The organism is Planctomicrobium aquicomposti, assembly GCF_051466325.1.
Taxonomy (GTDB): domain Bacteria; phylum Planctomycetota; class Planctomycetia; order Planctomycetales; family Planctomycetaceae; genus Planctomicrobium.
In genome coordinates, this window is sequence record NZ_CP195792.1 from 2,905,093 (window position 1) to 2,919,785 (window position 14,693).

Sequence of the window (14,693 nt, forward strand, 5' to 3'; positions counted from 1 at the left end):
ATGGCTGCCGAACCGGAAAAGCTGCGAAAAATTGGTCCATTCGTTCTCGAACGCGAACTCGGCGTGGGGGGGATGGGAATCGTCTATCTGGCGACCTACGAAAAGAACGGCATGAAGTGCGCCGTCAAGGTGCTCGCTCCCGACCTGACGGCGAATGACGGAGTCAATCAGCGGTTCGTTCGCGAAACCGAGATCCTCAAGAAGCTGCAGCATCCGAACATCATCAAGTATTATGGAGCAGGGTCGAACCGGACGCAGCGGTTTTATGCGATGGAACTGGTCGAAGGGGGCTCGCTCGACCAGATTGTGCGCGCCGAGGGAAAAATACCCTGGGAGTTGGCACTGGAGTATGGACTGCAGATTGCGAAGGCGCTGGAGTACGCCCACAACGCCGGGATCATCCACCGCGATCTGAAGCCCGGCAATCTCCTCGTCAGCCGCGATGGGACCTTGAAGCTCAGTGACTTCGGGATTGCCCGGGACACACAGGCGACCGCATTGACACAGGCGGGCAAAACGGTCGGCACGATGGCGTACATGGCGCCTGAGCAGATCACCGGGAAGTATCCGATCAATCGACGGACCGACCTGTACGCACTCGGCTGCGTGTTATTCGAAATGATCACCGGCCGCGTCCCCTTCATCTCCGAGACACAGGCGGAACTCCTCTTCAAGCATGTGGACGAGGCGCCGCCCTCGGTGCGAGATTTCAATCAGCTGGTGCCGTTGCGATTTTCAAGGCTGATCGACGACCTGCTTTCCAAATCGCCCGACGATCGCCCCTTCGACGCACTGGCGGTGCAGGTGGTCCTGGAAGAGATTAAACAGGAGGCAGCCGAGCAGGCTGCCCGGGTCACCGCAGCCGCTGCCGCGGGTGGTGATCTGACGCAGGCCTACATGGGGCAGACGACCGTTCAGAAGAAGAAAAAGAAGAAGAAATCAACGACCGCCGGACCGGTTCCGTTCTTCGAACAGGGCTGGTTTCTCGCCACCTGTCTCGCGGTCGTTCTGGGGGGAACAACTTACTTCGTCCTCAAGAGCCGAAGTGAAGAGACCCTGTACGGCAAGGCGAGCCGGTACATGCAGAGCGAAAATCCTTCGGAGTGGATCAACGCGGAGGACGATCTGAAAAAGATGGTCGCCCGCTATCCGAGGGGGGTGCACCACGATGAGGGGCAGAAGTGGCTCGATCAGATCGGCATGTATCGCGCCGAGAAAAATATTGAAACGAATATCCGCTTCAATCGCCCTCCGGCAACCGAAGCGGAGCGGCTGTTTGTCGAAGCGCAGCAATATGACAAGTTTGGCGATCGACTGACTTCGCTGGAGAAATACGATGCCATTCCAAAAGTCATCGCGCTGAGCGAAGAGAGTCGACCCTATCTGAACCTCGCACGGCGACAGGCGGACAAGATCCGCAGCGAAGTCAGCGGCGAGACGGATCGTACTGCTTTCATCAAAGGTCAGCTGGAGCAGGCGGACCAGTTGTACGTCGATGGCCAAAAAATTCAGGCCCGCGAAAAATGGCAGGCGATCAACAGGCTGTATGGCAATAGCCGTGAGTTTGACGTCTATACGACTCAGGCTCGCAACCGTCTGCAGGAGACCGCGGTCAACTAACGACGTTCGCCCGTCTCCCGCACTGGTCAGGATTCGGGCAGCTGCGGCCCGGTCGCTTGTTAAACAGTTTATTTTACCGGGCTTTCGCCCTTCGATTCATTCAGGCAACAGACTTTTCAAATGACTCGTTCTCCCCGCAAGGATGCCGCATCGGACGTCAAGGCCCGGGTTGAAGCCGCAACTCAGGCGATTGGCCGCGATCTCTGGGCCCAATTGGATCGCCGTAAGCCGACCCTCTTCGAACGTCGCTGGTGGCTCGACCATATTCTCGAGTGGGCCATGCAGGACGAGTCGGTCAAAGTGCAGATGTTCCGCTTCGTCGACGTCCTGCCGATGCTGAAGTCGAGCGAGTCGGTCACCCGACATCTGCAGGAGTACTTTGACGAAGTGCGTTCGCATCTTCCGTGGGCAGCACGGATGGGACTCGATGTGGCCCAGCCCGATTCCCTGCTGGGGAAGGCGCTAGCCCTCAATGCCCGCACGAATGCCCGGAAAATGGCCGAACGGTTTATTGCCGGCACGAACTCCGACGAGATTTATGAAGCGGTGGACCGACTCCGGAAGATCGGCTTGTGCTTCACGCTGGATCTGCTGGGGGAAGCGGTGATCAGCGAACCTGAAGCAGAAACCTACCAGCAAGCCTATCTGGAGGTCATTCAGGACATTGCTCCGCGGGTCCAGCCCTGGCTCGACGATCCGGTCCTCGACCATGATGGGGATCGCTGGATTCCCCGCTGCAATGTTTCCCTCAAGCTGTCGGCGCTCACCAGTCACTTCAACCCGATGGACCCGACAGGCACGGCACAGCGGGTGAAGGAACGGCTGCGCCCCCTGTTCCGGCTTGCACGGGAAGTCGATGCCTACGTGCACATCGATATGGAGCACTCCTCGTACAAAGATCTCACCTTGCAGATCTTCCAGGAGATTTGCAGCGAAGAAGAATTTTGTGACTGGTCGAATGTCGGCATTGTGATTCAGGCCTACATGCCCGAGTCGGGCGACGACCTGCAGCAACTCCTCAGCTGGGTGCAGCAGCGCGGCACACCGGTCTGGATTCGTCTCGTCAAAGGGGCGTACTGGGATCAGGAGACGATTCAGGCGGAATACCGTGGCTGGCCCTGCCGCGTCTATCGCGAAAAATGGCAGTCCGATGAGAATTTCGAACGGCAAACCCGTTTCCTCATGGAGAACGCACGCTGGCTGCGACCGGCGATTGCTTCCCACAATCTCCGGAGTCTCTCCAACGCCATCGCCTGGGCCGAAGAACTCAAACTCCCCTCCACAGCCTGGGAAATCCAGATGCTGCACGGCATGGCTGACGAGATGCAGCAGCTGCTCAGCGAACGGGGACACCGGGTGCGCATCTACACTCCCTTCGGCGAACTGTTGCCGGGAATGTCTTATCTGGTGCGACGGTTGCTCGAGAATACGTCGAACGAATCATTCCTGCGACACGCCTATCACAGCGGGCTGTCGATTGATCACCTTCTGCGAAACCCGTCAGACATCGGGGAGCTTCCCCCGGAGCAACGTCTGGGAACCGAGTCCCTGACCGAAGCCGCGCCGTAAAGTCTGCATTTTGAATCCCATTTTCCGTTTCAGATGATCTGCCTGCCCCTCTGAGGTCGCGTCGAATGAGTCCCACGTCCGCCAAACTCGAAGCACAGGCTGCTGCCTCTCGGGCCTCTGGGACCACGGGGGGCGACAAAGGACCATCACCGCTCGATGCACTCCAGTCCGGGAATTCGCACGCAGTTGGTCGCTCTCATGCGCCCCGGAAAAGATTGCCTTTCGTCAAGAACCTGTTGCACCTCCTCCGGCGCGGGCATCTTTATGCCGGCCTGCTGCTGGCTCCCTGGGTGTTCCTCTATGGTGTGACCGGCTTTCTCTTCAGCCACCCGGCGGTCTTTCCAGACAATGAGATGATCCCGATCAAGGCTCGGGAGACTCGGGGAACCGAGATTGCTTCTCTTCCGAAAGCAGCCGAGATCGCGGATGAGGTCGTGGAGCTGATCAACGCTCGCGGGTCGACGACGTACGAGCTCGTCAACCGGGAAGCGATTGTCTTTGGGCGAGGCGGATTTGTCACCAACGTCACAGGCCCCGAAGGCAAGAGCTACAGCGTCGTCCTGCATTCCAACGGGGCCGGAATGATTCGGGGCGCTCCTCCGCCACCACCGGGCACGCAGCCCGCGGGACCTCAGCCGTCACGAGGGGCGTCGCGGATGACAACTGATAAACAGGAAACCGCCGGTCAGGAGCGGCGAAGCCGCAGCCGAGGGGAACATTCCGCAGGAGGAGACCTGCGGGAACAACCGGAACAAGCACCGTTTGCTGTTGATCAGGGCCTGATGCTGCAACAGTCTCCGGTGGATGCTGTGAAAGCGGGACTTCCCGTGGTCCTGAAGAAGATGAACCTCGAACACCTGGAAGTGACTGATGTGCAACTCAATCCGATCACGTTTTCCATGAGGGGAGATGATCGATACTGGAGTGTGACATACAACCCGACGACAGGTTCGGTGACGGGGCGGGAACTGCCGGGAGGCATCAGGCAATCGACGATCTCCCTCCGTTTGTTTCTGCTGAGGCTGCACATGGTGCACGGGTATCCCGCAGATGAGATGAACATGCGCTGGGTCTGGGTGCTGGTCGCGGACACGACGGCACTGATCATGATTTTCTGGGGAGTTTCCGGAATCGTGATGTGGTGGCAGATCAAGCGGACCCGCTTGTGGGGGGGCATCTGCCTAGGCCTGAGCGTCGCCGCCGCGAGTTATATCGGAATCGGAATGCACGAACTGATGCGTGCCGGACGATAGCTTCGGAAGAGATCGAGACGTGCCCATCAGCTTTCACGTTCGTACTTTTCCAGATCCTGCAGGGTCCACTCGTCGACAGGAATATCCAGCAGATGGCCGTCTGCAGCGGTCACGTTCTCTCGAATCCGATTGACTGACGCGAGTCGTTGCATCAGCTGGAGGAACTGTTCCCAGCCTGGACTGGCGTGAATGGCGGCTGGTACTGTCGCCAGCGTCCGGCCTTTCTGATCGCACAGTCTGTATTCCCATTCGTTTCGCGTCCGATGCTCTTGTTTGACCTGCTTCTTGACCTTCCGAATCCAGATGATCCGTGAGGGATCCACGACCACAGTCTTGAACCAGCCTCGGATCAAAATGGAATCGCTGGTCACAACTCCCTGAATGGTGACCCAGCGAAAGGTCCCGTAAACGATCGGCGCGGCAATCGCTACGCACATCAGAAAGCTGAGCGGATCCCGCACAAGCTCCGACGGATTGAGCAGAAAGAAGAGGATTCCCAGTACGGTCGGCGCGCTTGCAACCACTCCCAGCGTCACACCGAGATACCTCAGGAGCGGTCGCAGTCGAATCCGGAATGAATCGAAGTGGAGGGGGTCATTCTCATTCATCATGCATTGCTCTCACGGTCGTCATGCGACGGAATAAGAAGTGGCAGCCGCTCTCGCAACCGATTGGCCACCTCCCGTGATGCCTGAAAACGGACTTTCCGCTTTTCGCGAAACACCAGTGTGACTGTCTTGTAGACCGTGGGGAACTGCAGACCGAGCCAACCGAACAATGCGGTTCCGGGAGTGAGGGTGCGAACCTTTTCGACTCCCTCCACGACATCCACCACATCGCTCACGAAATAGATTTGTGTGCTCAGCAGGGTCCGGACCTGAATCTTGTCGTCCACCACGACCGACAGGGGGACGGTGCAGGCCACCCAGAGAAACGGGAGGCAGCCCAGCAGCAACAGTACGCCGAGGAAACGGTTTCCGTGCTCATCGATACAGAACAACGCTCCGACCCCTGTCAGAATCGGCACAAATACCACTACCAGACCGATACGCGCCCACGCGAACGCCATGTTACTGATGCGTAGCGGTTGAGCCTGATCGGAACCGGATCGTTGCATGGAGGCCACAGCGTGTTAGGTGAAATCTGTTTCATTCGTCAGCTGATCTGCACAAGCACGATCCCGGTGATGAACGCTGCGAGGCATGTGAAAAGAAATTTGCCGAGAGTCAGCGTAGCGAACTTTCCCGTCTTCAGACACCGGTAGATGACAAGGCTGGTGACCAGTGCGTAGGGGATGTGAATCAGGTAGAGAAATCTCAAGTCCCGCTGGCGCGTCGCGGCATCGAGTTCAGGCTGCGGCGAAAGAAAGAACCCCCAAATCAGTCCCAGAACCAGAAAAAACAGGAAGAATGCTGTGCCTGGCATCCTCACGAATCTCATGGAGTTCGTCGTTGACATAAACGTCCCGTCTAACGGAGTTCTGGAGCCTGTCGATTCGCTGCTGAGGGGAATCACGGTCGAGTTGCCGGGAACTGCTTTGTAAATCGGCGCACCCGAATTGAAAAGTGTCCCGGACTTGGTCATATTCGACGACACACACCTGAATTGAAGGTTGTGGCCACGTTAGAATTTACTCCCTGTGCGGAATAGGAATCCCTCATGTCCCGGCTCTGCCTCGCTCTCGGCTTTTGCCTCATCGCAAATCTGGCCCTTTCCGAGCCTACAGCACGCGGAGATGAGATCGTCACGCTGGCCGGAACAGGGGAACGCGGCCACGCTGGAGATGGGGGACCTGGCACACAGGCTCTGCTCGACCAGCCGTTTGGCATGGAGACCGCACCGGACGGATCGATCTACTTCTGCGAGTACGGGAGCCACGTGGTCCGTCGACTCGATCCCAAGACCGGACTGATCAGCACCGTCGCAGGAACACCGAATCAGCAAGGGCAGGCTGGCGATGGGGGCCCCGCCACAAAGGCTCTCCTCGGACAGCCTCATGAGTTGCGGTTCGATGCTGACGGTAACTGGTTTGTCTCCTCAATGACCGGACAGACCGTTCGTCGGATTGATCGTCAAACCGGTGAGATTTCGACACTGGCAGGAACAGGGGAAGTCGGATTCGAAGGCGATGGGGGCCCGGCGACGAAGGCCAAGTTCAGCCAGCCAATTTCTGTCGTGCTCCATCCGACACTCGGAGTGCTGATCTGCGATATCCGCAACAACCGGATTCGCCGCGTCGACCTGGAGTCGAAGCTGATCTCCACCTGGGCAGGCACCGGCGCCAAAGGGGCGACTCCTGAAAACGCATCTCGCGAGGGGACCCCGTTGAACGGGCCGCGGACCCTGGCTGTTGATCCTGAAGGGAATGTGATCGTCGTACTGCGGGAAGGGAATGCCGTTTATCGGCTCGATCTGAAAACTGACCGCTATCATCACATCGCCGGAACCGGCAAAAAAGGTTACAGCGGCGATGGTGGGGATGCCCGGCTGGCGACGCTGGCGGGCCCCAAGGGGGTCGCTCTTGATCGTGAGGGGAACATTCTTCTTTGCGACACCGAGAACCACTGCATCCGGATCATCGAGCGCAAGTCTGGCATCATCAACACCCTGGCGGGGACCGGCAAGCCGGGGGACGGCGTGGACGGTGATCCGCTGAAATGCCAATTGAACCGGCCGCATGGCGTTTTCGTACTTGATGATGGTTCGATTCTGATCGGTGACAGCAATAACAACAAACTGCGAAAGCTGATCCGGAAGTAACCGCGTCCGTAGGCAGCGTAATCCCGGTTCTATCGCCCCCTTTTGTGTGAGCAGAAGGGGGATCGAGGTTCATCTCGAGAGGCGAGCGGACTGGATGTGCCCACTCCGTAACCCGGAGTGGTTTTCTCGCAGATCTACTCCCTTCATCTGGGAGCAGCCGACAGAGCGAAACTGCTCACGCAGGCGACCTGAGGCAACTCTCTTCTGGCGTCTGGACTTCAGGCATCGTGCCACACGTCATCCTGGAATTCCTCAGCGAGCCAATCCGGAACCTCTCCCTGCTTTTGAAGCAGCTGGACGACGTGTGCTCGGCAGACGGAACAGGGTGTTGAGGCATAGACCGCCAGGGCCAGACGGAGACAAGCCGATTCGGGGTTTTGTTCCAGGAGGTCGACAATGTCACTCAACACACGATGCCGTTCGTCCTCATGATGAGGAAGTGACAAGCCATCGCAAATGCGATGTTCGTCCTCCCTCTGAAAATTTCTGACAAGTAACCGGATGAGATCACCCCCGGTCCCTCGATCGAGTTCGCCGAGAGCGAACTCCCGAATCCTCGAATCCCTGTTCTCCCCTAATGCACGTATGGCACGCTCCCGCAACTCCGCGTCTGGATGGCGACAGAGATCGATCATGCGAGGATCGATCTCGGGGAGAGGTCGGGACGCGAAGACCCGAAGCAGCGTTTTCAGGACGACCGGATCATCGGACCTCATCAGCTTCCGGGCGATGGCGCTCAGTTCCGGGAGACTCGCACGTACACCCCACCGAGTCAGCCGAAATCCCTGAGCGCCCTCGACAGGCGATGTTCTCATAATTTCATCGAGGGTGAGGGATGCGATGTCGTCGACGGGAAAGGATTCCATACATTCTGGTGGCCGACTTTCTGCGTGCTGCCACCCGTCCGCAAACCGGGTCACTGCGAGACTTCCGGATTCCGCGAAAAGCTTCCGGACGGCCTGATCGCCAAACTGTTTGCAGGCGAACCCAATGATCAAGTCGTCATCGCTATTCCAATCGCGGCCCTGTAACTCCTCGCCGCGCTGTTGGGCGATGGACAGTAGCGCCGGCAGTTCATCCAGCTGGAGAAGTTTTTTCTGGGCATAATACTGAAGAAATTCAGAACCACGCTCCCGTGCGATTCGATTCAGCTCTTCCCGGAACTGTTCACTTCCCGCCTGGGCATACGCTGATGCCAGATCCAGCAGCTGCGGACCGTCACTGTCGGAACTCAGATGACGCAACGCATCGAGTAGCGGCATTTCAATGTGCTTGTCCGCCCCACTGGCGGTGATCAATCTCCAGAGCCACGGGCCCCGAGAAAGCTCTGTTTGTTTGTCGTAGCGCCCATCGGACAGGCATGCCTTCAAGAGCAGGGATTTATCCAGATTTCCACGACGAGCCCATTGCATTGCCCGCCCCAGACCCTGCTTGAGCGCCTGTTGCTGCTGCTCCGCCGTCGGTGATTCCGATGGTGCCCCCTCAACAGATTTCAATACGATTCTCCCGTTCACATCGAACTCAGCGGCAATCGAATGAACAGACCGTTGTCGCATGGTCACAAAAAAGCCGACCGGACGTGATTGTCCGATCGGCTGCAGAGCACTCTCTTACCGAGCCGGATCCGCTCGATAACGGGTCAGGATTTCGCCCGTTAATGCGCGGCTACTTGCCCGGCTGCGACTTGAGCTTCTCGATCAGGTAGTCCACAGACGACGTGTGCGATGCGTCTTTCGCACCGGGATAATAAAGTTCACACGGAACGCCGACTTCGCGGCAGCGCTCCTGCAACTTGACCCCGAAGTTCGCACTATGCGTCGGGTCCTTCTCCGGCTGGCCAAGGGCAGGAGCTGCTGCGTAGTTCAGGTAGATCGGCGGATCATCTGAAGTCACCAGAGCGTACGGAGAATACTCGGCAATCCAGGGAAGAATTTTCTCGCGTGAGTTGAGGAACTCGTCAAAGGCATTGATCCCCTTGTCGGTGTCCTCCTTGATTCCGAATGCATGGGCGCCGTAGCGACTGTTGGGAATCCATTCCTTCATCTGTTGCGGGTCCAGCGTCGTCTGGGCTCCCATCACGGCGGCACAGAGCAAACGGGTCGACTCCCGGGCGATCGGGTCGTCGCTGTTCGGATCTGCCAGATCGGGATGAAACGCCAGCCAGAGACTGGTGCAGGCCCCGGCGGAGGTTCCGCAGGCGCCGATCCGCTGCGGATCGAGATTCCATTCTTTGGCACGGCTGCGGACGAGCTGCAGTGCGCGGGCGGCATCGTGCAGTGGTCCTTTCACAGGGGGAATGACGCCGTCCGCCTCAGCTTCCGGCGTGAACCGGTATTCGACCGAGACCACCGAGATCCCTTCTGCGAGCAACTTGTGAATCATCTCGGACAGGCGGGTCAGTCGTCCGCCGGCACGCCATCCCCCACCATGAACGAAAAGGAGGACCGGGGTCGGAGTTTCCGATTCCGCTTTCCAGAAATGCAGGACCTGCTTGGGGTGGGGGCCATAGGCCACGTCAAACTCGGTCGGCTCGGGGATCAACGGATTCGATTTCAGAAAACTTTCCGCTTCCTTGGCCGGAATGTCGCGGACGAAAATATTTCTCCAGCGGATCTCGCCGCCATGTGTCTGCAGCATGATGGGACCTTTGGCCGGCAGCGGCTGGCTGCGATCCCAATAGTTCTCCATGACAGCGCCCATGACAACAGCCTGGCCATTGAGAGTCACCCAGGTACGGGGACCGATCTGACGGATCCGTACCTTGTTCCACTCACCAAAGGGGCGATCAGCACGCATCAAGGGATCGCGCCCCAGAGTGCCGGGCGTGTTATTGAACAGTCCGCCAGAACCAAAATAAGCATTGCGGTTGGGCTTCTTCGGGTCGGACTTCTGGTTCCAGTCCCAGATCTGCACCTGCGGCGTCCCCCGCAGATAGATGCCGCTGTCCGCCTTCGGAACTGTCTTGTATTCCAGCAGAAGTTCGATATCTCCGTACTCGTCGTTGGTGGTCGCATAGGGTCCGGTGCCGGAGTTGATCAGCTCTCCGTTTTCGACCTTCCAATGGAGCGGAAACTCTTCTCGCTGCTTGCGCAGATTCTCTTCTTTTTTCTCGTCCTTCAGCTTCACCGAGAGGTGAGGATTGTGGCCGTACCAGCCTTCCAGATTCTCCCCGTTGAAAAGGGGACGAAACCCTTTGGGTGGCTCCGGCGGAGCCGCAACGGCGAGAGTGGCGAAGAGGAAGAGACTGGCAAGGCACGTGGCGACGGATCTCAAGGGCACAAGTTGCGGCATGGCAGGTTTCCAGAGGTTACGGGGAGAGCAAAATCGAATTGCATCTCGGTGAGTTCAGGAAATCCCAGTCTACACCGCTGGGGGCGAGTTGAGAATCGGGGAGCGATCCGTTCGCCTCAGGCAGGCGCGACAGGCTGACAGTCGCATGCACGTGTGAGTGACAGATCCTTTTGACAGGTCAGTGATGCAGTGCTCGCCCCCAAAAAAACGACCGCCGGAAAATCCCTCAGGCTTTGAGGAGTTTCCGACGGTCGAATGGAATGCAGCCAGGCTCTTTCCGCAGAGCAGATTGCCGATGGGGACATTACGCCAGGAGTTCGGCCACTCCGTCCGCACCGTTGCCGATTGTGAAGGGGCGCCCGCTGGGAGAAAACACTTCCAGATGCGGATCGATTCCCAGACAGCGGGCAATCGTGGCATTCAGCATGCCCGGCTCGACGCCATTGTCTTCTACATAAAACGCTTCGTCATCGGTCTTCCCGTAAACCTGTCCGGTTTTAATTCCGGCCCCGGCCAGCAGCGCTGAGTATGCGGCCGGATGATGATCGCGACCGACGCGCTGATTGATTCGCGGGCCACGACCGAACTCGCCCGACACGACGACGACAGTTTCCTTGATGAGGCCCGTCGCTTTGAGGTCAATGAGCAGTGCGCTGATCACCTGGTCCAGCGTGCGGGCCATATCGGGGAGACGATCCCAGAGATCATTGTGGTGATCAAAGCCGCCGTAGCTCACCTGGACGCAGCGGATGCCATGTAGAATCAGCCGACGAGCCAGCAAAACTCCGCGTCCGACCCGACTGGTGCCATAGGCCTTCTGAGTCGTCTCGGGTTCCAGTGAAAGGTTAAACGCGTTCAGATCTTCGCTGCGAAGCAGTGAAATTGCATTCTGGTAGAGATTGTCGTATCCCCTGACCTGTGAGTTGTTCTTGGCCAGTTCACGGAAGGCCGAATCAAACGAATTCGACAGCGCGATCCGCTTGTCGAAGTTCTTCTCCGTCAGATATGCCGGAGACTTCGTATTCTGCAGGCCATCGTTCGGTTCCCCAATCGGGACGGGAGCGAACTGCGTTCCCATGTAACCCGGCCCCACACCATTCCCGATGTTCACTGTACTGGGGAGACTCGGGTGGCTGGGCCCATGAATCTTCTGCGCCCAGGAACCGAGCCCCGGGTGGCTGATCGACGCGATCTTGCGATAGCTCGTCTGCTGCAGATAGCTCGCCCCTTCGTGATCACCGGTCAACGTGTTCATTGAACGGATCAGGGCGACATCGTTCATCTGCTTGGCGAGTTCCGGCATGAACTCTCCCAGCTGCACGCCGGGAATTTTCGTGTCAATCGCCTTGGTCTTGCCCATTACGTCCTTGCCGGGCTTGGGATCGAACGTGTCGACATGGCTCATTGCACCGGCAAGTCGAATGTAGATCAGGTTCTTCGCGGGAGCCTGCTTCTTACCCGATCTGGTTTCGGCAGCTGCGGCGGCGAGACTTCCCAGCCCGGGCAACAGTGTCAGACCGAAAGCGTGCCGGGCAGTCCGGCACATCAGTTCGCGCCGGCTCAGTAAATCCATTGAGTGTGAGAGCATCGAGTGGAACTTTCGGTTGGGTTATTGCACAAACAGGAACTCACGGGTATTCAGCAGAGCCCAGATGACGTTTCCGAAACCGGTGGGACCTTGCTGGGCGATTTCGCGGGCAGCCAACTCCCGCTCTTTGGCTGTCGGCTTGCGGCTGAGGAGACTCCAGAACAGGACATCGATCTGATCCTGGACATTTCGCTTGGCGAGCACCCGGTTGTAGATGACGGAACCCTCTTCCAGCATCATGTGAGTGACGAAGCCGTTGAACATGGCCAGCAGCTGAGGCACCGTTCCTTCGGTGGAGTTGGTGTCAATCTGTTCGCGGTCACTCTGCCCGAATTGTCGCAGGAAGTGACCATCGGGAAGCGGTTGGCGCAGCTCAGCGGCCGGCAGAAGCTCCTGTCCCTTGTATTGGAACTTTTTCCGTTCCTTGGCGACCATGGCTGTGTATTCGCGGAAAGCATTAACCTTGGCCAGGATGTCTTTGGTGTCCTTTGCATCTTCGAGGCTGACCACCTGTGTGAACTGCTCGGTGAAGTCAATCTTGTGTTGATGAGGGTTGTCCAGCGTGAGGGTCAGCAGGGAGTCCCAGACCTGCTCCGCCGACATCCGACGCAGTACCGGTCCCGGAAAGTAGTAAGGCTGGTCCAGCGGAAGATCATCATACGTAACCTGCCGTTGGAAGGTTTCCGTGTAGTACAGAATGCGGAGGAACTCCCGCAGATTGTAGTTCACACGTTTGATTTCTGATTCGAGAAAGGCCATCAGTTCGGGATTGGAAGCCACCGTGTCATCCCGCATGTCGTCGATCGGTTCGATCAGCCCCCGGCCGAAGACCTGGTGCCAGAGCCGATTGGCAATCGTCCGCGCAAAGCGAGGATTGTCGTTGGACGTCACCCAGTCGGCCAATGCCTGTCGACGGGTTTTGCCCTTCATGTCCGGCATTTCTCCGAAGATCACCGCCGGCTTCACAACCTCATTCGGGTTGGCGTTGGAATAGGCATAGTCTTTGGGGAACCTCAGCTGGGCTTTGGCGTTCTCCCACGCGTAGTAGCGGTTGGCACGGGCCATGCCTTGAGAAACTCGCCCCTCTGGGGAGTTGTACTCCACTTCGCCATAGAACCAGCCCCCGGAAGGCATCTTCTTTGGTTCATACCGCGAGAGCATTGACGGCAGTTGAGGATTGCTGTTCTTCCGGTATTCGCTGCCCGCGGTAAAGGCCGCCAGCTGGTAGAACTCTTTCTGGGTCCAGCGGTCCGAGGGATGGTCGTGACATTGCGCACAGCCAATCTGGGTTCCCAGGAAGATCCGGATCGAGTTGTTCAGGTTGTCTAAAGGCATACCGGTGTCCCGCAGAGCGTAGCCGGCCGCGGGATTGTTCCAGACGTGACCTTCAGCCGACAACATCGCATGAACAAACTCGTTGTAGGGCTTATTCTGGCGGAGACTGTCCTTGACCCACTCCCGATAGGGGGAGAGGTAGTTGTTCCCGTCTTCGGCATCGACGAGTCGAAGAGTATCGGCCCACATGTTGTACTGATGATTGGCGTGAGCCGGGCTTCCCATCAGTTCATCGATCAGTGCCACCCGCTTCACGTCGCCGGACTTCCGGGCAAATGCCTCAGCCTGCTGGGCGGTCGGAATGGTTCCGGCGATGACCAGGTACGCTCGACGGACAAACTGTTCGTCGGTAATCGTCTGATTCGGCTTGATCCCGCGACGTTCCAGATCGTCATTGATCAGCTGGTTGATCATGCGGGCACTGGTCAATGCCTCCTTTTGCCGCTGCGGATCCACTCCCACGACCTGGGCGATCTGACCGCCATCCATTGTCGGGAGCTTCTGCTTCGGTTGGGCCGCCGGTGCTGGTCGCTTTTTGGCGGGCGGGGCTGCCGAACCGGAGCCCGTCCACAGGCTGCCAATTACTACGGCTGACAGGATCAAACATCCCCATACATGCCGGCTCCACCGAACCATGTCGCTCTCCGTTATTCAAACGCAGGGTGCAGAACTCAACTCAAACGAATAAAGCCCAGCGGCCCCCGTGAGTACGAGGCCCCCTCAAGACTTCCGAGATTTTCGCGAACGTGAAGACTCGACGCCGTCTGACTTTTCGTCCACGACGGAAACCCGGGAAGGCCCCCGCAGCTCGGCGGTCGAATTCACATTTATGAATCTTAGGCTGTACCGCAAGTGGTGGCTGATCTGTGCGTTATAAAATCGGCAGGATTTGGGATTTCGTCGGAAAAGCGGTCAGGCTTCAGAATCGAATTCTTGTCGAGACCGGCCGGGCAATTGAGTGGAGGGAGAACCCTCGTGGCTGCCCGTCGCTGGGGAAGGATGTTCGGGTGCTGTAATTCATTTCAAATAAATAGCTTATGGGATCGGCGTGTCGGCTCCGAACGGGCGCATTTCAGAGGCCGACCTCTTCGCAAAGGCTGAGAAATCACCAGCCATGTCACTCGCCTTTCAGTTCAATCGAAGCCGCGCGGACGGGATCGGCCGTGCGGAGGACGATCGTCGCTGGGGCTGTGACATTTTCAGCGAAGTTCCGTGCCGACTTCATTACGTCTCGCAGGCAGGAAGCCGCTCCACCTGAAGCAAGGAGCGGCGACGGA

At 58.1% G+C, this 14,693-nt stretch carries 11 protein-coding genes; 4 read left to right on the top strand and 7 right to left on the bottom strand.

Annotated elements, in window-relative coordinates; genetic code table 11:
* The 3 genes from SH664x_RS11250 (at nt 1) to SH664x_RS11260 (ending at nt 4,442) form a co-directional block, all read left to right on the top strand.
* Nucleotides 1-1,620 carry a serine/threonine protein kinase gene (locus SH664x_RS11250; RefSeq protein ID WP_437200960.1) on the top strand — a complete coding sequence of 540 codons (1,620 nt, stop codon included), beginning with the start codon at nt 1-3 and terminating at the stop codon, nt 1,618-1,620.
* 120 nt (nt 1,621-1,740) lie between these two features.
* Entirely contained in the window at nt 1,741-3,189 is a 1,449-nt protein-coding gene (locus tag SH664x_RS11255; RefSeq protein WP_437200962.1) for a proline dehydrogenase family protein, read from the top strand.
* A gap of 215 nt (nt 3,190-3,404) precedes the next feature.
* Nucleotides 3,405-4,442: a PepSY domain-containing protein gene (locus tag SH664x_RS11260; RefSeq protein WP_437200964.1), complete on the top strand. Its 1,038-nt coding sequence runs from the start codon at nt 3,405-3,407 to the stop codon at nt 4,440-4,442.
* Nucleotides 4,443-4,468: 26 nt separating this feature from the next.
* Here SH664x_RS11260 and SH664x_RS11265 read toward each other — a convergent pair whose 3' ends face one another.
* From SH664x_RS11265 to SH664x_RS11275, 3 genes are all read right to left on the bottom strand, one after another.
* Nucleotides 4,469-5,053, bottom strand: a complete 585-nt coding sequence (locus SH664x_RS11265; protein ID WP_437200966.1) for a hypothetical protein — start codon at nt 5,051-5,053, stop codon at nt 4,469-4,471.
* Entirely contained in the window at nt 5,050-5,511 is a 462-nt protein-coding gene (locus SH664x_RS11270; RefSeq protein ID WP_437200968.1) for a hypothetical protein, read from the bottom strand. Before SH664x_RS11270 ends, SH664x_RS11265 begins: the two co-directional genes overlap by 4 nt.
* Before the next feature lie 86 nt (nt 5,512-5,597).
* On the bottom strand, nt 5,598-5,867 hold the full coding sequence (locus tag SH664x_RS11275) for a hypothetical protein (RefSeq protein ID WP_437200970.1): 270 nt from the start codon (nt 5,865-5,867) through the stop codon (nt 5,598-5,600).
* A 234-nt stretch (nt 5,868-6,101) separates the two neighbouring features.
* Between SH664x_RS11275 and SH664x_RS11280 the strand changes: the two genes are divergently transcribed.
* Nucleotides 6,102-7,202 (top strand): hypothetical protein, encoded by a 1,101-nt coding sequence (locus SH664x_RS11280; protein WP_437200972.1) that lies wholly within the window; start codon nt 6,102-6,104, stop codon nt 7,200-7,202.
* A gap of 218 nt (nt 7,203-7,420) precedes the next feature.
* Here the strand turns inward: SH664x_RS11280 and SH664x_RS11285 are convergent, their stop codons facing one another.
* From SH664x_RS11285 to SH664x_RS11300, 4 genes are all read right to left on the bottom strand, one after another.
* Entirely contained in the window at nt 7,421-8,698 is a 1,278-nt protein-coding gene (locus SH664x_RS11285; protein WP_437200974.1) for a HEAT repeat domain-containing protein, read from the bottom strand.
* 169 nt (nt 8,699-8,867) lie between these two features.
* Complete coding sequence (locus SH664x_RS11290) at nt 8,868-10,493, bottom strand: family 16 glycoside hydrolase (RefSeq protein WP_437200976.1); 1,626 nt, start codon at nt 10,491-10,493, stop codon at nt 8,868-8,870.
* A 304-nt stretch (nt 10,494-10,797) separates the two neighbouring features.
* Entirely contained in the window at nt 10,798-12,081 is a 1,284-nt protein-coding gene (locus tag SH664x_RS11295; RefSeq protein WP_437200978.1) for a DUF1501 domain-containing protein, read from the bottom strand.
* 21 nt (nt 12,082-12,102) lie between these two features.
* On the bottom strand, nt 12,103-13,905 hold the full coding sequence (locus SH664x_RS11300) for a DUF1549 and DUF1553 domain-containing protein (RefSeq protein ID WP_437200979.1): 1,803 nt from the start codon (nt 13,903-13,905) through the stop codon (nt 12,103-12,105).
* Nucleotides 13,906-14,693 lie beyond the last annotated feature (788 nt).